The 17,339-nt window shown below is 47.0% G+C and carries 19 protein-coding genes; 14 read left to right on the plus strand and 5 right to left on the minus strand.

Features of this window, described 5'->3' with window-relative positions; translation table 11 throughout:
• Positions 1 to 468 precede the first annotated feature (468 nt).
• The 4 genes from pdhA to lpdA all read left to right on the plus strand — a co-directional run bounded on the left by pdhA (position 469) and on the right by lpdA (position 5,301).
• Complete coding sequence (gene pdhA / locus ACW9JV_RS07570) at positions 469 to 1,512, plus strand: pyruvate dehydrogenase (acetyl-transferring) E1 component subunit alpha (protein WP_457334646.1); 1,044 nt, start codon at positions 469 to 471, stop codon at positions 1,510 to 1,512.
• A gap of 3 nt (positions 1,513 to 1,515) precedes the next feature.
• Positions 1,516 to 2,493: an alpha-ketoacid dehydrogenase subunit beta gene (locus ACW9JV_RS07575; RefSeq protein ID WP_457332913.1), complete on the plus strand. Its 978-nt coding sequence runs from the start codon at positions 1,516 to 1,518 to the stop codon at positions 2,491 to 2,493.
• A 103-nt stretch (positions 2,494 to 2,596) separates the two neighbouring features.
• A complete protein-coding gene (locus ACW9JV_RS07580; RefSeq protein ID WP_457332915.1) occupies positions 2,597 to 3,886 on the plus strand; it encodes a dihydrolipoamide acetyltransferase family protein in 1,290 nt (429 codons plus the stop codon).
• Between the two features lie 2 nt (positions 3,887 to 3,888).
• On the plus strand, positions 3,889 to 5,301 hold the full coding sequence (gene lpdA, locus ACW9JV_RS07585) for a dihydrolipoyl dehydrogenase (RefSeq protein WP_457332917.1): 1,413 nt from the start codon (positions 3,889 to 3,891) through the stop codon (positions 5,299 to 5,301).
• 174 nt (positions 5,302 to 5,475) lie between these two features.
• Here lpdA and ACW9JV_RS07590 read toward each other — a convergent pair whose 3' ends face one another.
• Positions 5,476 to 7,068, minus strand: coding sequence for a glycine betaine uptake BCCT transporter (locus tag ACW9JV_RS07590; RefSeq protein ID WP_457332919.1), 1,593 nt, complete (start codon positions 7,066 to 7,068; stop codon positions 5,476 to 5,478).
• A 396-nt stretch (positions 7,069 to 7,464) separates the two neighbouring features.
• Between ACW9JV_RS07590 and ACW9JV_RS07595 the strand changes: the two genes are divergently transcribed.
• From ACW9JV_RS07595 to ACW9JV_RS07605, 3 genes are all read left to right on the plus strand, one after another.
• Positions 7,465 to 8,325: a polysaccharide deacetylase family protein gene (locus ACW9JV_RS07595; protein WP_457332921.1), complete on the plus strand. Its 861-nt coding sequence runs from the start codon at positions 7,465 to 7,467 to the stop codon at positions 8,323 to 8,325.
• A 157-nt stretch (positions 8,326 to 8,482) separates the two neighbouring features.
• Positions 8,483 to 8,608 (plus strand): GapA-binding peptide SR1P, encoded by a 126-nt coding sequence (locus ACW9JV_RS07600; RefSeq protein ID WP_457332923.1) that lies wholly within the window; start codon positions 8,483 to 8,485, stop codon positions 8,606 to 8,608.
• 144 nt (positions 8,609 to 8,752) lie between these two features.
• Positions 8,753 to 9,031, plus strand: a complete 279-nt coding sequence (locus ACW9JV_RS07605) for a UPF0223 family protein (RefSeq protein WP_457332925.1) — start codon at positions 8,753 to 8,755, stop codon at positions 9,029 to 9,031.
• 94 nt (positions 9,032 to 9,125) lie between these two features.
• Here the strand turns inward: ACW9JV_RS07605 and ACW9JV_RS07610 are convergent, their stop codons facing one another.
• Positions 9,126 to 9,761: a YktB family protein gene (locus tag ACW9JV_RS07610; RefSeq protein ID WP_457332927.1), complete on the minus strand. Its 636-nt coding sequence runs from the start codon at positions 9,759 to 9,761 to the stop codon at positions 9,126 to 9,128.
• Between the two features lie 218 nt (positions 9,762 to 9,979).
• On the opposite strand from ACW9JV_RS07610, the gene ACW9JV_RS07615 reads away from it, so the two are divergent.
• Complete coding sequence (locus ACW9JV_RS07615; RefSeq protein WP_457332929.1) at positions 9,980 to 10,171, plus strand: hypothetical protein; 192 nt, start codon at positions 9,980 to 9,982, stop codon at positions 10,169 to 10,171.
• A 181-nt stretch (positions 10,172 to 10,352) separates the two neighbouring features.
• Positions 10,353 to 11,162: an inositol monophosphatase family protein gene (locus ACW9JV_RS07620; protein ID WP_457332931.1), complete on the plus strand. Its 810-nt coding sequence runs from the start codon at positions 10,353 to 10,355 to the stop codon at positions 11,160 to 11,162.
• Positions 11,163 to 11,190: 28 nt separating this feature from the next.
• Here the strand turns inward: ACW9JV_RS07620 and ACW9JV_RS07625 are convergent, their stop codons facing one another.
• Positions 11,191 to 11,364: a DUF5325 family protein gene (locus ACW9JV_RS07625; RefSeq protein ID WP_457332933.1), complete on the minus strand. Its 174-nt coding sequence runs from the start codon at positions 11,362 to 11,364 to the stop codon at positions 11,191 to 11,193.
• 152 nt (positions 11,365 to 11,516) lie between these two features.
• On the opposite strand from ACW9JV_RS07625, the gene typA reads away from it, so the two are divergent.
• The 3 genes from typA to ACW9JV_RS07640 all read left to right on the plus strand — a co-directional run bounded on the left by typA (position 11,517) and on the right by ACW9JV_RS07640 (position 14,289).
• The gene (gene typA / locus ACW9JV_RS07630; protein ID WP_457332935.1) at positions 11,517 to 13,358 is read left to right on the plus strand and encodes a translational GTPase TypA; all 1,842 of its coding nucleotides are present in this window, start codon (positions 11,517 to 11,519) and stop codon (positions 13,356 to 13,358) included.
• Positions 13,359 to 13,396: 38 nt separating this feature from the next.
• A complete protein-coding gene (locus tag ACW9JV_RS07635; RefSeq protein WP_457334648.1) occupies positions 13,397 to 13,759 on the plus strand; it encodes a YlaH-like family protein in 363 nt (120 codons plus the stop codon).
• Between the two features lie 131 nt (positions 13,760 to 13,890).
• Positions 13,891 to 14,289 (plus strand): acyl-CoA thioesterase, encoded by a 399-nt coding sequence (locus tag ACW9JV_RS07640; RefSeq protein WP_457332937.1) that lies wholly within the window; start codon positions 13,891 to 13,893, stop codon positions 14,287 to 14,289.
• A 44-nt stretch (positions 14,290 to 14,333) separates the two neighbouring features.
• On the opposite strand, the gene ACW9JV_RS07645 is transcribed toward ACW9JV_RS07640, so the two are convergent.
• A complete protein-coding gene (locus tag ACW9JV_RS07645) occupies positions 14,334 to 14,534 on the minus strand; it encodes a YlaI family protein (protein ID WP_457332940.1) in 201 nt (66 codons plus the stop codon).
• A 181-nt stretch (positions 14,535 to 14,715) separates the two neighbouring features.
• Between ACW9JV_RS07645 and ACW9JV_RS07650 the strand changes: the two genes are divergently transcribed.
• Both ACW9JV_RS07650 and ACW9JV_RS07655 read left to right on the plus strand, forming a co-directional pair.
• Positions 14,716 to 15,177, plus strand: coding sequence for a pyridoxamine 5'-phosphate oxidase family protein (locus tag ACW9JV_RS07650; RefSeq protein WP_457332942.1), 462 nt, complete (start codon positions 14,716 to 14,718; stop codon positions 15,175 to 15,177).
• Between the two features lie 185 nt (positions 15,178 to 15,362).
• Positions 15,363 to 16,691 carry a PhoH family protein gene (locus ACW9JV_RS07655; RefSeq protein WP_457332944.1) on the plus strand — a complete coding sequence of 443 codons (1,329 nt, stop codon included), beginning with the start codon at positions 15,363 to 15,365 and terminating at the stop codon, positions 16,689 to 16,691.
• A 19-nt stretch (positions 16,692 to 16,710) separates the two neighbouring features.
• Here ACW9JV_RS07655 and ACW9JV_RS07660 read toward each other — a convergent pair whose 3' ends face one another.
• Positions 16,711 to 17,214, minus strand: coding sequence for a peptidyl-prolyl cis-trans isomerase (locus tag ACW9JV_RS07660; protein WP_457332946.1), 504 nt, complete (start codon positions 17,212 to 17,214; stop codon positions 16,711 to 16,713).
• Between the last annotated feature and the right edge of the window lie 125 nt (positions 17,215 to 17,339).

Consider the following 17,339-nt stretch of genomic DNA (forward strand, 5'->3'; position numbering starts at 1 on the left):
TTCGGCAAATAATACGCTTATACTGGAACATCTGTGCTATAAAAACAGCAGATTGAATTCGTTTTCAAAAAAGACAGCTGTTTATAGCAACTGCCAAATGATATATAACAGTCATGTTTCATGACGACGTACGCGCTGCTCGGGAAACCTCATAAAAACGTTTGAGTTAAAAGGATTGACGAATCTTTTTTAAGTAGTATATTCTTATCAAAGAGCAGGGTTGTTTCATTATTTTTGAACTTTTACTGGAACAGTTGTATGATGAAACTGACGATATGATGAAAATCATGCATAGACATTCGTTCTGGTGGAATGAGAAACATTCAGGCTGATGTTTTCAGGTGGATATGGTTATCCTAGTTGTAGGACAATAGGTGCGTAGGTATCTTATTTCTACCATTGGAAGAAAGGAAGAGGTGAACATTAGTGGCTACTAATACATTAGAACAGGCGGAAGGTCACTTTGAAATGTTTCAGATTTTGAATGAAGAAGGGGAAATCGTCAATGAAGACGCCCTTCCCGACCTTACAGATGAAGATTTACAGGAATTAATGAGAAGAATGGTGTACACACGAATCTGGGATCAGCGTGCTGTATCGTTAAACCGGCAGGGACGTCTCGGCTTTTATGCGCCGGTTGCCGGTCAGGAAGCATCCATGCTCGGTTCCCAGTATGCTCTTGAACAGGAAGACTGGATCATTCCGGGCTATCGTGATGTGCCGCAGATTGTCTGGCAGGGACTTCCGCTGTATCAGGCGTTTTTATTTTCACGGGGGCACTTCCACGGTGGTCAGATCCCGGAAGAATTGAACGTGTTGTCCCCGCAGATTATCATCGGGGCGCAGATTGTACAGACTGCCGGAGTCGCACTCGGTCTGAAAAAGAAAGACAAAAACAGTGTCGCCATTACTTATACCGGAGACGGAGGCGCTTCCCAGGGCGATTTTTATGAAGGAATGAACTTTGCCGGCTCATTTAAGGCTCCGGCAATCTTCGTTGTCCAGAATAATCAGTTTGCGATTTCGGTTCCGGCTGAAGCGCAGACATCGGCCAAAACGATCGCCCAGAAAGGTGTCGCAGCTGGTATTCCGGGCAGACAGGTGGACGGCATGGATGTGCTGGCTGTCTATGCGGCGACAAAAGAGGCGCGCGAACGTGCGCTTGACGGAGAGGGACCGACACTGCTGGAAACCCTCTGTTACCGGTACGGACCTCATACAATGGCCGGGGACGATCCTACACGGTACCGTACTTCCGATCTCGATGATGAATGGGAAAAGAGAGATCCGCTTGTACGTCTGCGTAAATACCTTGAAAACAAGGATCTTTGGTCGGAAGAGAAGGAAAATGAAATTGTGGAAACAACAAAAGAAGAAATCAAAGCTGCTATTAAAGAAGCAGATGACACACCGAAACAGAAGGTGTCGGACCTTATAGAAAATATGCATGATGTGCTGCCACCTCATCTGAAGGATCAGCTTGAAGAATATAGAGAGAAGGAGTCGAAGTAAGCTATGGCGCAAATGACAATGATTCAGGCAATAACCGATGCGATGCGTACGGAGCTGAAAAACGACGAAAACGTGCTTGTTTTCGGGGAAGACGTGGGACAGTACGGGGGCGTGTTCCGGGCAACGGAAGGCCTTCAGAGTGAATTCGGGGAGGATCGTGTATTTGACACGCCGCTGGCCGAATCCGGTATCAGCGGGCTGGCCATCGGCCTCAGCCTGACAGGCTTTCGTCCGGTCATGGAAATCCAGTTTTTCGGATTTGTCTTTGAAACAATGGATGGTATCAGCGGGCAGATGTCACGACTCCGCTATCGCTCCGGCGGTCAGTACAATGCTCCGGTAACTGTTCGTTCTCCATTCGGCGGTGGCGTAAAAACACCGGAACTGCACGCGGACAGCCTTGAAGGCTTGATGGCACAGTCTCCGGGTCTGCGTGTCGTGATTCCTTCTTCTCCTTATGACGCGAAAGGACTGCTGATTTCTTCCATCCGTAATAACGATCCGGTGATCTTTCTCGAACATATGAAGCTGTACCGTTCGTTCCGTGAAGAAGTGCCGGAAGAGGATTACACTGTTGATCTCGACAAGGCAGCCGTTAAACGGGAAGGAAAAGATGTGACCATTGTCACATACGGCGCGATGGTGCACACGTCTCTGAAAGCTGCAGAACAGCTGGCTGAAGAGGGAATTGAAGCCGAAATTGTGGATCTGCGCACGATCAGCCCGCTTGATCTGGATACCATCATGGAATCGGTGAAAAAGACCAATCGCGCGATCGTTGTGCAGGAAGCACAGAAACAGGCCGGCATTGCCAGCAATGTAGTGGCTGAAATCAACGAACATGCCATTCTGCATCTGGAAGCGCCGGTTCTGCGGGTTACGGCGCCGGACACGGTCTTCCCGTTTGCAGCTGCAGAAGATATCTGGCTGCCGGACTACACGAATGTGCTTGAAAAAGCAAAAGCTGTCGTGAATTTTTAATTACCGGAGCGCCTAAGATACAAACTGAAGAGGAAACGGAGAAGCTGTTTCTTTTTCAGTTTCTTCTGTTTCAAGAAATTGACAATAAAAGGAGGCAGCCATAGTGGCTTTCGAATTTGAATTACCAGATATTGGTGAAGGCATTCACGAAGGGGAAATCGTCAAATGGTTTGTCAAATCAGGCGACACCGTGCAGGAAGACGACGTACTCTGTGAAGTGCAGAATGATAAAGCAGTAGTGGAAATTCCTTCGCCGGTGGAAGGCACCATCCAGGATGTGAAGGCCGAAGAAGGAGCTACGGTGAATGTAGGTGACGTCATTCTGACCGTGGATGACGGAAGTGAGGATAGTTCTTCAGCAGACAAAGAAAGTGATAGCAGCGCAGGCGCGGAACAGAAAGAAGAAAGCAGACAAGAGGAAAGCACCGCAGAAGAAAAACCGGCAGAACCTGCAGCGGAAACGGAAGCAGAAGATGATGGAAAACGCGTCATCGCCATGCCGTCGGTTCGTAAATTTGCCCGGGAACAGGGTGTCGATATTCAGAAAGTGGAAGGAACAGGAAGGAACGGCCGCATTCTGAAAGAAGACGTAGAAGCTTTCAAAGAAGGCGGACAGAGCCCGGCTGCTTCCAAGGAAGAAAAAGAAGAAGCAGCGGCACCGTCCGGGGCAGCACCTGCACAGGATCAGCAGGCCCTCGAAGAACGCGTACCTATGAAAGGCATACGCAAAGCTATTGCAAAAGCAATGGTGAATTCCAAACAGACGGCTCCGCACGTCACGCATCATGACGAAGTGGATGTGGCGAATCTTGTGGCCAACCGGAAGAAATTCAAACCGGTTGCAGCAGAAAAAGACATTAAACTCACGTACCTTCCGTATGTCGTGAAGTCGCTCACTTCAGCTATCCGGGAATATCCGGCACTGAACGCATCGATTGACGATGAAAATGAGGAGATTGTATACAAAAAATACTTTAATATCGGTATCGCTGCAGACACCGATCAGGGACTTGTTGTGCCGGTAGTGAAAGAAGCGGATCGGAAGTCCATTTTTATGCTTGCCGATGAAATCAATGAACTTGCCGGAAAGGCAAGGGACGGCAAACTGAGCGGCGAAGAAATGAAAGGCGGTTCTGCCACCATATCCAACGTTGGTTCCGCCCAGGGTCAGTGGTTCACCCCGGTTATCAATCATCCTGAGGTGGCAATTCTGGGCATCGGACGCATCGAAGAAAAACCGGTCGTGCGGGACGGAGAAGTTGTCATCCGGCCGATGCTTGCATTATCCTTGAGTTATGATCACCGCCTGATTGACGGGGTCACCGCACAAAACGCTCTGAATCATGTGAAACGCCTGTTGAATGATCCAGAATTACTAGTAATGGAGGGGTAAGAATGGTAGTAGGAGATTTTGCAGAAGAGGTAGATACGCTGATTATCGGGTCCGGTCCCGGAGGATATGTTGCTGCGATCCGGGCTGCCCAGCTCGGACAGTCTGTCACCATTGTCGAAAAAGGCGATCTCGGCGGCGTCTGCCTGAATGTGGGCTGCGTACCATCCAAGGCATTAATCCAGGCAGGACACCGTTATCACGAAGCAAAGTCCGGAGATGACATGGGAATCACAGCCGAAAATGTCAATGTCGATTTTTCCAAGGTGCAGGAATGGAAATCAAGTGTCGTACAAAAGCTTACAGGAGGCGTAGATGGTCTTCTGAAAAGCAACAAAGTGAACATTGTACGCGGGGAAGCGTACTTCTCCGACCGTGATTCCGTAAAAGTATCGACGGATGAATACAATTCCCAGACATATAAATTCAAAAACTGCATTGTAGCGACAGGGTCCCGTCCGATCGAGCTGCCGAATTTCAAGTACAGCAGCCGTGTGATTAATTCCACCGGTGCACTTGCACTTGAAGAAATTCCGGAGAAGCTCGTGGTGATCGGCGGGGGTTACATCGGAATTGAACTGGCAGGGGCCTATGCGAATCTCGGAACGGAAGTAACCGTTCTTGAAGGCGAAGAAAGAATTTTGACCGGCTTTGAAAAGCAGATGGCACAGTTGGTCAACAAGCGCCTGAAGCAGAACAATGTCACGATCGAAACCAAAGCCTTTGCCCAATCCGTGGAAGAATCGGAGGACGGCGTGAAGATCACGGCGGAAGTGAACGGAGAAGAAAAATCCTTCGATGCCGATTATGTTCTCGTATCGGTTGGCCGCAAGCCGAACACGGATGAACTCGGACTTGAGCAGATCGGTGTGACGATCAATGATAACGGCCTTATTGAAGTGGACGAGCAGTGCCGCACGACAAACGAGCAGATTTATGCGATCGGCGATATCGTTCCAGGAGCACAGCTTGCCCACAAAGCTTCCTATGAAGGCAAAGTGGCAGCCGAAGCGATTTCCGGTGAAGCGGCTGCCGTTGACTATCTCGCCATGCCGATGGTTGTTTTCTCTGATCCGGAACTTGCAAGTGTCGGATACACGGAACAGGATGCCAAAGATGCAGGCTATGACGTGACTGCTGCGAAATTTCCATTTCAGGCAAACGGCAGAGCTCTTTCCCTTAACGATTCGGAAGGCTTCATGAAGCTTGTGACACGGAAAGAAGACGGACTCGTTATCGGCGCTCAGATCGCTGGACCGAACGCTTCCGATATGATAGCCGAAGCAGGACTTGCGATCGAAGGCGGCATGACAGCTGAAGATCTTGCCATGACTATCCATGCTCACCCAACACTTGGGGAGATTACGATGGAAACAGCAGAAGTCGCTCTTGGACTCCCGGTTCATGTCACAAAATAATGCATTTCTTTTTTAAAGAAAACATTATCAAAGACAAAAAATCCGAACGATTTTTTCCAAAAATCGTTCGGATTTTTGCGCGCTTTTCTAACGCTGCGTCAAAATAGGCCGCTTTCCGCGGGCACGGCATAGACAAAAAAAGTCCCCGGCACGTTCTCTGTGCCGGGGACTTTGCTATTTATTCACTTTTTTCTTCAATTCTTCTTTTTCTTTATTCAGCCGTTCTTTCTCTTCTCTCAGCTTGTTTCGTTCAGCCTGCAACACAGCTTTGTCCGACTGTATAATACTGCGTTCGTTTTTTAAAGACTTCAGGATGGAGATGACCATCAGCAGCATGATGAATGTAAAGGGCAGGGCTGCAATAATCATGGCCGTTTCAAGTCCTCCGAGCCCTCCGAAATACAGAAGTACCGCCGCTGAAGATGATTGAATCGCACCCCAAACCATTTTAACGGAGACGGGGGGATTCAGGCTGCCATTGGTCGTCTGCATGCCGAGCACAAATGTCGCAGAGTCCGCTGATGTAACAAAGAAAGAAATAATCAGAAGGATAGCCAGGGTTACCATAAAAGAGGCTAAAGGAAATTCATTCAACAGCGTAAAAAGTGCAAACTCATCACCGCGGTTCGACATCATCTCGTACAAACCGCCGTTCATCAAGCCGTCCGCGGAAATGCCGGTTCCACCGAATACGGAGAACCACAGGGCTCCGAACAGGGTTGGAACAGCAATGACTCCAAGCATGAACTCGCGGATGGTACGGCCCCGTGAGACACGCGCAATGAACGTACCTACAAACGGGGACCAGGCAATCCACCATGCCCAATAGAAAATGGTCCAGCTCTCAAGCCAGGCCCGGTCTCCGGAAAAGGCTGCAGTATTAAAACTCATACTCGGCAGATTCTGAATGTAGCTGCCAAGCGTTGTTGTGAACACATCGAATATGTACACAGTCGGTCCAACAGCCAGTAAAAAGAGCATCAAGCCGATAGCGAGAACGATATTGGTCATGCTCAGGATGCGGATCCCTCTGTTCAGACCTGTTCCGGCAGAAATCAGATAAAGTACGGTAATAATGGCGATAACAATAAGCTGAGTAACGATATTATTGGAAATAAAATCGAAAGTGAAACTTAAGCCGCCGGTCACCTGTGCGGCACCGAAACCAAGGGATGTTGCCACACCGAAAATGGTGGCAAACACGACGATGACGTCTACAACGGTGCCATAAGCTCCATCCATTCTGCTGCCAAACAGCGGGCGCAGGGACGCACTGACGACGCCGGGCGCATCGTGTCGGAATTTAAAATAGGCAAGTGACAATGCAACAATTGCGTAAATCGCCCAAGGATGAATCCCCCAGTGGAAAAAAGAGTATTGCAGAGCGGCAGCGGCAGCTGCACTGGATTCCGGCTCTGCGGAAGGAGGACCGTAATAATGATACAATGGCTCAGCGACGCCCCAGAAAACGAGACCGATACCCATACCGGCAGTAAATAAGAAGGCAAACCATGTAAAATATCCGTATTCAGGCTTTTCATCCGGTTTACCCAATTTTAATTTCCCATACGGACTGAAAATCAAATAAATGGCAAAAATAACAAAACCTGTAGCGGACAACAGGTAAAACCATCCAAACTGCTTTGAAATAAAACTCTGAATCGAGCCAAGAACCTCATTTACCTGATCAGGAGCAGAAGCTCCCCATACAATAAAAATGAAAGCAATGAAAAACGAAATGTAAAAAACAGGTGTTAACTTTCTCATCTCCGGCAGAACCACCTTTCCAATGTTAGTGCATATGGTATCTTTCTGCTGCAGGGTGCCGGTGCACCTGAAAACCTGCCCCTTAAAAAGGGTCTGAAACACTGTATCGTAACGTACCATATATGTAGGTATGTGTCATACGATAAGAGGGGTGGAGGAGCGGAATTCCGCTGTCACCGCCGCTTTATTATCTGAAAAAGGGGATGCTCTCATACCCAAAAACCACAAAGGACATTATAAACATGATTGAGGGTGGAAGCAACCTCGAACCGATACATATATGTAAATTCCCTTTTCCCGTAATGAAATAATGTTTTATGAAAAAGTCCTACTCTGGAATGATCCCCATTGTCATTGAACTCTGATAAAATGAAGACAGAAACGGGGGCAAAGCGATTGAAAAAATTAGCAGCAGCAATATGTTTTATGTTGGTAAGTGCCTGTGGCCTGAATGTTGAAGAATCCACTTCTGAAAAAACGAGTACGGCCGCAGAAGAGGACAATGAAGAAGAAAGAGCAGTAGAGAAGAAGAACAGTAATACGGCAGAAGAGACATCGGAAGAAACAGAGGCAGACGACGAACAGGAAAACCGGGACAATATTCAGAAGAAAAAAAACGATCCGTTATATAAAGTGAATCCGGCTGATTCTTCTCTGGATCCTCTTAAGGAAAAAGCCGATCCCAAAAAGGTGTTGATCACCATTGATGATGCCCCTGATACATACAGTGTGAAGATGGCTGAAACCCTGGCAGAGAAAAATGTACCGGCTGTCTTTTTTGTGAATGGCCATTTTCTGGAGGACGAAGAAGGAAAGGAAAAGTTAAAAAAGATAGACGGTATGGGATTTGAAATTGGGAATCACACGATGACGCACGCGGATGTATCAGAGCTTTCGGCTGAAGAACTGGAAACTGAAATAGGAGCGTTAAATGACAGGATCGAAGATATTATCGGAGAAGAGCCGGATTTTTTCCGGGCTCCTTTTGGAATGAATTCTGATCAGAGTAAAGCATATATTGAGGACCAGGGTATGACATGGATGAACTGGACCTATGGATACGATTGGGAGTCGGAATATCAAAACCCGGAAGCATTAACAGATATTATGCTGGACACGAAACTGTTGAGAGATGGAGCTAATCTGCTTATGCATGACAGGAAATGGACTCATCAAGCACTCGACGGTATCATTGATGGATTCCGGGATAAAGGATATGGATTTATTGATCCCGCCAACATTAAAAAGAATGAATGAAAGAAGCGGAGGGGTATCTGAAGCCCCTCCGCTTTTATATGCGTAGGAAAGGAATACAAATAATAATATGACATACTAATTACGGTTGACTTTTCAATTGTGACATATTAATATATAGTTACATATTTAAAAGCGCTTACAAATAGGAGGAGGTACCATGATGGGAATTATTGTATGCCAGCACTGCAGCAGGGGAATTGATCATTTTGACGGAGAGAAGGTCATGACCCTTTACACCTCTGCATGTAAACACTGTAAATCCAGAAAAAACATTAAAAGGTAACACAGGCATCCATGTCATCTCCCGCCGTTGCAGCAGGGAGATTTTTTTTTGTTATACTATAATTGCTGTAGAAAAGAATGATTGGTACCATAATGGAGTTGTGTGAATCAGGAGAAGAACACTGAAACAGTCAGGAGGATCGACATGGAGGAAGAATACCCGATGCCGATGTCGCTGGATTGGACAAAAGAGGAAATCATAGACGTCATGGAATTTTTTCAAACAGTGGAGCAGGCTTATGATAAACCGGTTCCGAAAGAAACGCTTGTAAACAAGTACAGGCGTTTTAAGGAGATTGTGCCATCCAAGGCGGAAGAAAAACGTTATTTCCGTGATTTTGACGAGAATGCTGGCGTGTCGTGCTGGAAAACCGTGCAGCAGGCTCAAAAAGCAGAAGCAGGAGAAAACATTAAAATGACATGAAAAAGTCGGCCGGGTAAAGCCGGTCCGGCCGGCTTTCATCCGCTTTTCAAAGCCGGCCGGCAGCAGCCGGAATGTCTGGATAAAAACCGTCTGCTCAGGAGGATGTTTCTTTCAGGGACAGCTGATAGATGGGAAGAAGGGTTTCAAATGTCTGTTTTGCTTCTTCCAGAAATGCATCGCCGTCCTCAAGAACTGGATCATTCTTATCGATATGCCTGCCGACGAGAAATTCTCCTTTTTTAACATCCCGGAAGCGCTCAAGCGAAGCGGTAATATCTTCGCTGCTGCTTTTTTTGATCGAAAAAGCATCTTTTTTCGTATGGTCCTGAGAGATGACATAATGATCAGGCAGGTTTTCTATCTTTTCCTGGTGCTGAAGGAAGAGATCGGCTGTATCCGCCTTATCCGGCATTTCATAAATGCAGGCAAACCATAAAAACACATGGTCATCAAAAAGGCCGACCTGAAAATGAGGGTGCTTTTTATATCCCCTTTTATTGTCCGCTACCGCGAGCCAGGTATCTGTCGGTGGATTTTTGGTTCGTCTGGCGTGTCTGGCGATATGAAGATGCATTTCACGGCCGAGCATGACAGATAATTCATCTGACAGGTAATCCCCGATGGCCGAAAATTTAGGCTGGATTCTGTTGCGGATCGCCTCCATACGCTCATCCAGGTCGTCGATATAAAACGTTTCAAAATCTGACGGCCGGAATCCTTGAAAAGGCATGATGAAACTCTCCTTTCTTTTATCATGTTCTATACTATCCTTTCTACCCAGTCGAAATCAATTATAATCTTCCATGTTTTTAAGATGTGTATCGTTTGAAATCCACGATACATATGGTATAATATCAGAAACATAATACTCAGAATATTTTGTTAAGAATTCATCAACTGTCAGAAGGCCCGTGGAACATCGAAACAAATAAAGGGGTGTGGGTGGCCGTGGAACAAGTAATGCAGACATTGAAAAGAACCGACGCTGAAGAGAGAATCGCCGTCCTTCGTTTGGAGATCGACTATGAACTTGTTGGTCTTTATGACGCCATGATGGAAGAAAATATGGATACAATGACTGAATGCAAAAACAGACTGGAACAGCTCCGTGTGGAACTGCTCCGTCTGGAAGCGGAATGAAAATAGATAATTTGCTGAAAATAAAGGAGCTGTCCCGAAAAAGGGTCAGCTCCTTTATTACGATATGAGCCAGTTAGACGATGAAAGAAAAAAGGAAGCCGTCTGCCGCATTGGTAGGGGCTGTGTTTTTTTAAATTCAGATGTGCGATAATGGGAAGCAGACCGACACAGGAGGGCTTACATGAACCAAAACTGGGACGCCGTAAAAGATGAAGCAGTGAAATGGGTGGAAGAAGCAGGAAGGATGTTAAAGGAATCGCTGTTTGAACAGTTAAACATCCAGACAAAATCCAACCCGAACGACCTTGTGACGGAAATGGATTATGAAGTGGAACGGTTGTTAAAAGAACGGATTGAAACCACATACCCCGGGCATAAAATCGTGGGAGAGGAAGAAGCCGGACGTCACATCGAATCCACGGACGGCGTGATGTGGCTTATCGACCCGATTGACGGGACGACTAATTTTGTACATCAAAAATTCAATTTTGCGATATCGGTTGCCGTTGCTGAAAATGGAGTGGGGAAGGTCGGCATTATCTATAACGTAATGCAGGATGAATGGTTTACTGCGGTTTCCGGGCAGGGAGCTTTTCTCAATGATAAGAAACTCGGACCAACAACACCCGTTTCTCTTCCAGAAGCTGTTCTGGGCTTGAACGGACGCTGGCTCGCAAGGGAGAACCGAGCTGATGAACAGTCCCTCCACCATATGGTACGGCGTTCAAGAAGTGTGCGTTCCTACGGAGCCGCAGCCATAGAACTGGCTTATGTAGCATGCGGCCGTCTGGACTGCTATATCAGCTTCCGGCTCTCCCCCTGGGACTACGCAGCCGGGCTCGTTTTATTAAAAGAAACAGGTCATATCGTGACGACGTTTCAGAACGGTCCCGTGCCGATGCTGGAACAGAGCCGTATTGCAGCGTCCCGTCCGGAACTTCATGACGAGCTGCTCACCTATCTATATGACCATGAAGGGTTTGACCAGTAAAGGAGATAAAACGAAACACCGGGGTGTGTTATGAACCGGAGCGCCTGCGCAGTTGTCTGGCAGTCAGAAACGAGCCGGCCAGTCCGATCAGACAGCAGACTGCAATCAGCACGGATCGTTCAGCAGCTGCAATGCCGAAAGAGGCAATAGACAAAGCGGCAATAACAGCAAGTATTAGGTAACTCCATTTGATCTGTTTCATATTGTCACCCTTTCATTATCAAATCTTCTTCTATTAGTGTACAGCGGAACAGAAGCGGTGAAAACCGGAAATGTTTGTGCAGGAGCGTACCTGATATGATACAATAGAACGGTTGAACAAGGAACGTATAGAATAGGAGCGGTGAAATTTTTATGGCAGTTAGAAATGATTTGAGAAATATAGCTATGATCGCCCACGTCGATCATGGGAAAACAACGATCGTAGATGAATTTCTGAAACAGTCCGGCACGTTTCATGAACACGAGCAGGTGGATGAACGTGCCATGGATACAGATGATATAGAAAAAGAGCGGGGGATCACGATCCTTGCCAAAAATACGGCTGTCCGCTACAAAGATACGAGAATCAACATTATGGACACTCCCGGCCACGCCGACTTCGGCGGGGAAGTGGAGCGGATTCTACAAATGGTGGACGGCGTTCTTCTCGTTGTAGACGCCTATGAAGGCTGTATGCCCCAGACAAGATTTGTCCTGAAAAAGGCGCTGGAACAAAAACTGACTCCGCTTGTCGTATTGAATAAAATCGACAGAGATATGGCACGTCCGGATGAAGTGGTTGACGAAGTGCTTGATTTATTCATCGAACTCGGAGCGGATGAAGACCAGCTTGATTTTCCCGTGGCTTATGCCTCTGCCATTAACGGAACGGCAAGCACGGACCCGGCCGTTCAGGACAGCGGAATGGATGTACTGTTTGAAATGATTGTTAATAATGTTCCGGCACCAGTGGACAACAGTACGGAACCGTTCCAGTTTCAGGTGACGATGCTCGATTATAACGAGTATCTCGGCCGGATTGGTGTCGGCCGTGTATTCCGCGGTACGATCCAGACCGGGGACCAGGCTGTCCTGATCAAACGGGACGGCAGCGTGAAAAAGTTCCGTGTGTCTAAACTGTTTGGTTTTATGGGGCTGAAACGGGTCGAAATTGATAAAGGCCAGGCCGGGGACCTGATAGCCATTGCCGGAGTGGAAGACATTAATGTCGGGGAAACGATATGCCCGGCGGATCATGAAGATCCGCTCCCACGCCTGCGGATAGACGAACCGACCCTGCAGATGACATTTCTTGTGAACAACAGCCCATTTGCAGGCAGGGAAGGAAAATATATTACGAGCCGCAAGCTTGAAGAACGCCTGCTGACCCAGCTGGAAACCGATGTGAGCCTGAAAGTGGAGCAGACGGATTCGCCTGATGTCTGGACCGTTTCCGGACGCGGAGAACTTCATCTTTCCATTTTGATTGAAAATATGCGCCGTGAAGGGTATGAACTGCAGGTGTCCAAACCGGCTGTTATTGTCAAAGAAATAGACGGTGTATTAAGTGAACCGGTGGAACGGGCCCAGATTGATGTTCCGGAAGATTATACCGGTAATGTCATGGAGAGTCTTGGAGAACGAAAAGGCGAGATGCTGGACATGGTCAACAACGGGGACGGACAGGTACGGATGGATTTTATGGTGCCTTCCCGTGGATTGATAGGATATACAACGGAATTCATGGCTCAGACGAAAGGATACGGCATTTTAAACCACAGTTTTGACGGCTACCAGCCGCTGCACACCGGACAGGTCGGCGGACGTCATCAGGGAGTGCTTGTATCGATGGAAGACGGTAAAGTGACACCGTACGGCATGATGCAGGTGGAAGACCGCGGCACGTTATTTGTGGAACCGGGAACGGAGATCTATTCAGGCATGATCGTCGGTGAACACACCCGTGAAAATGATATAACCGTAAACGTGACAAAACAGAAACAGCTGACCAATGTGCGCTCTGCTACAAAAGATACAACCGTTACGATGAAGCGCCCCCGTTTATTGACATTGGAAGAAGCACTTGAATTTCTTAACGATGATGAATACTGTGAAGTGACTCCGGAGTCGATCCGCCTACGTAAAAAAATCCTGGATAAGAGCACCCGTGAACGGGAAGAAAAGAAAAAGAAACTCGAGAACAAAGACAATTGAGGCTGTAATTAAAGCAGTTAAAATAAGAGGTGAAAGAAATGTATGCGGCCGCCGCTTCCATCAATGACATCGACGTGACAAGAGATCAGCTGAGCTGGTTCGCGGGTGTATTACACGTTCATGAAGAGCCGATTACAGGCTTCTGGCTGCTGTATGCAGCTGTTGTGATCATGTGTATCATCGTCTACAATCTTGGATTCGCCCGCAAACTGCCCATTTTAAAAAATGCGGTAGTGTACACGGTCATGTTGATAGGCGCTCTCCCTCTGACCATTTTTGCCTTTGGTATGCCTGTCGTTGAATCATTAATGGCGGCCGCCGTGGTGCTTGGAATTTATAAAATCAGGCTCCGCCGTCATAAAAAGGAAAAAAAAGAAGAGGAAAAAGCGACAATCCCCTGAATCGAAAGGCTGCTCCCGCGGGCAGTCTTTTTTTATTTCTTAATTCTGTAAGAAAATAATCCGGTCTTTTCATTGCGTTGATGGTGTGTCATAGTACGGATAGATACGGTGAAAAGGGGGAGAAGTTGACCGTGACAGAGGAATGGAAAGTGAAAGTACGGGCAAGCGAAACCGATGGATTAGGTCATGTAAGCAATATAAGCTATTTCATATATATCGAAGAAGCGCGAATTGAACTGTTCCGAACCATGACTTCTTCTCTGCAGATGGAGGAGTGGCCGTTTATTCTGGCGTCGGCGTCCTGTGATTACATCAGGCAGGCTTACTTTGATGATATTCTTTACATTTCGACATACGTGGTGGATATCGGAAGTTCGAGTTTCACCCTGAATCATGACATCACAAGGAATGGAGAGGCGATCGCCCGCGGCCGGTCCGTGGTCGTTCATTTTGATTTTACCACACAGCAGAGTGCTGCGCTTCCAGATGCATGGAGGGCCATTCTGTCCGGCATGCGGAAAGAAGACTGAACAAAAATTCCAGGGAGCCGGCCGCTCCGGCCACTCCCCGGCTGTTACCAATCGTCATCTGAAACAGCGTCCCGGTAAGGGCGGAAATTTCCTGTAGCCCACCGTTCCTGCGTTTTCCGTTCGATCCGGTCGTAACAGGTGCTGCACATGTACGTATGAATCGGACGGTTCCTAAGTTTTTTTGCAAGTGGATCGCTGTCGTCTAAATCATGTATTGAATCGCAGATTACGCATTTGACTTTCATGCTATCCCTCCTGATGATGTTCTTTGAAAAAAGAACATATTCATTATAACATGGCAGTAGAGCAGTACATATATACCTGCAGAGATTAACTGACGGTTAACTGCCGGGGAAAGGATTTTTGCCTCTGTTTGTCTAATACAGAGATTGGAAGGTATTGTAATGCTGAAAGGAGGGGTTGACTGTGCCGAATAAAGTGGAAACATCCTTGTCCGAAGAACTGCTGACGCTTCTCCGCCAGGAACGTTATGTGACGCTTTCCACCGTGGACCACCAGACAAAAGCACCCAGTGTCAGTGCCATTTCCTGGCTTTATGCGGTGGATTCCCAAACGGTTCGGTTTTGTGTGGAGAGCCGTTCGGTCATTCTGGACAACCTGAAAGAAAATGATCAGCTGGTCATCACGTTTATCGGAAACGGTTCTACGTATGCGATTACGGGAAAAGGTACTATTATATCGGAAGAAGTGGACGATATGCCGATTAAACTCGGGCTGATTGAGTGCAGTGTTGAAGAAGTGAAAGACATCATGTTTTATGGCGCACGGATTGTACATGACCCGGAATTTGAAAAGACCTATGACGCTGAGGCAGCTCTCAAACTGGATCATCAGGTGATGGAGGCTATGAAAAGATACACCACGTAAGGAAGAGGAAATAAAGATTCGGGTATTTTTTACGTCAATATTGTCCAAGTTGAAGCATAAGAAAGAACAAGACCATTTTTATGATGGAAGCATCCCGTTATCCTTCATTGTTTTTGTCCTCCGTCCGCGTTTGATGTAACAAAACGACGGTATGATGGTTCATATCTGAATAGGGAGGAACTGCTTTGGAAAAGTTATATGTCCTCGATACGAATGTTTTACTGCAGGAGCCCCGTGCCCTTTTTCAATTTGAAGACAATGAGGTTGTCATCCCGGCAGTCGTGCTGGAAGAAATAGACGCTAAAAAACGGTATATGGATGAACTTGGACGAAATGCGAGAGAAGTATCGAGAATTCTTGACGGTCTCCGTAATAAAGGTAAGCTTCATGAAGGAGTCCCCCTTGAAGATGGAGGAAAGATCAGGGTCGAACTGAATCACCGGTCTTACCGGTTTTTAAAAGAAACATTTACGGAAATCACTAATGATAACCGGATCCTGGCCGTAGCCATGAATCTCCAGTCCGAACAGGAAAAAAACGGTTCCTCCCGGAGCGTTATTATTGTCAGCAAGGATGCGCTTGTACGTGTGAAGGCGGATGCGCTTGGTATCAAGGCCGAAGATTTTCTGAATGACCGGGTGACTGAACTTGATCATGTTTACAAAGGGAAAATAAGTAAAAATGCTCCCATGGAACTATTAAACCGGTTTTTTAGAGAGCAGGAACTCTCGGTTTCCGAGCTGGGTCTCGAATCATTGTATCCACATCAATTTGTCGTCTTAAAAGACGCTCTGGGAAGTTCTGCTTCCGCGGTGGCAAAAGCGGATGGAAGCGGGCGGAAGCTGCGCCCGTTTGATCATGAAACCGACCATGTATGGGGCATCCGTCCGAGGAATGTGGAACAGAGGATGGCTCTGGAACTGCTGCTTCATGAAGATATCCCGCTCGTCACGCTGACCGGTAAAGCAGGAACGGGAAAAACATTACTGTCCCTTGCCGCCGGTCTTTTTCAGACCGAAGACATCGGCATGTACAATAAACTTCTGGTGGCAAGGCCGGTGGTCCCAATGGGAAAGGACATTGGATTTCTGCCGGGAGAAAAAGAAGAAAAGCTGCGCCCCTGGATGCAGCCTGTCTTTGACAACCTGGAGTATTTGTTCAATACAAAAAAACCCGGGGAAATTGATCAAATCCTTGCGGGAATGGGCTCTATCCAGGTGGAAGCCCTCACTTATATCAGAGGGCGCAGTATCCCGGAACAGTGTATTATTGTAGATGAAGCCCAGAATTTAACGAAACACGAAGTAAAAACTATTCTGACCCGGGTGGGAGAGCGCAGTAAAATTATTTTTATGGGTGACCCGGGTCAGATTGACCATCCTTATCTGGATGAATTAAACAACGGTCTCGCTTATATTGTCGAAAAATTCAAAGATGAAGAGATGGCCGGCCACATTAAGCTGGAAAAAGGGGAACGCTCCGGCCTCGCCCAGCTTGCGGCCGATATTTTATAAAATCGTGTGGACCTGCTCTCTATTGAACTCGAATCCCTGTTACATGCGTGACAGGGGTTTCTTTGTTGCTTCCGTCTCCGTAATACAGATGGATCGGTCCTGTTTCTGTCAAAGGCTCCCCGTTTTTAGAAAAGCCGGCGACAAGTTGGTACGCATCTTCAAGAGACATCTCATATTCCTCTCCGCCGGATGTCTCAATCATGACATGACCTGCGGATTCCTCCGGCTCTGCATTTTCCAGAAAAGATCCGAAAGGGATGGCAAATGTTCCGTGAATAAGCTGTTCTTTTTTGGAACGTACTTCATTGGTTTCGGTACGCTTGGGAGCATCGATTCCTTCGGTTATTTCTTTGTCGAACTGCTCCGAGACTGATTTTTTGTACGCTTCCCATTCTTTTTCTTTTCTGTCTGTCTCCCCTTCCCATGTGTTCAGGTCGATTTTTCTGTCATCAAAAATCCAAACGGTGGGATCAATGGTTATTGTATACTTCACATTTCCGTGAATAAAAACGATGAAATCCAATAAAACGGCCTCCTTGCGATTGTATCTTTCTTATCCTAACATATTTTTCTGCCTGTATGAGAATAGACAGCCCTGTTCACACTATAGACATAATATAAGGAAAAAGAATGAAACATCGTCAGGAG

The organism is Salibacterium sp. K-3, assembly GCF_054052005.1.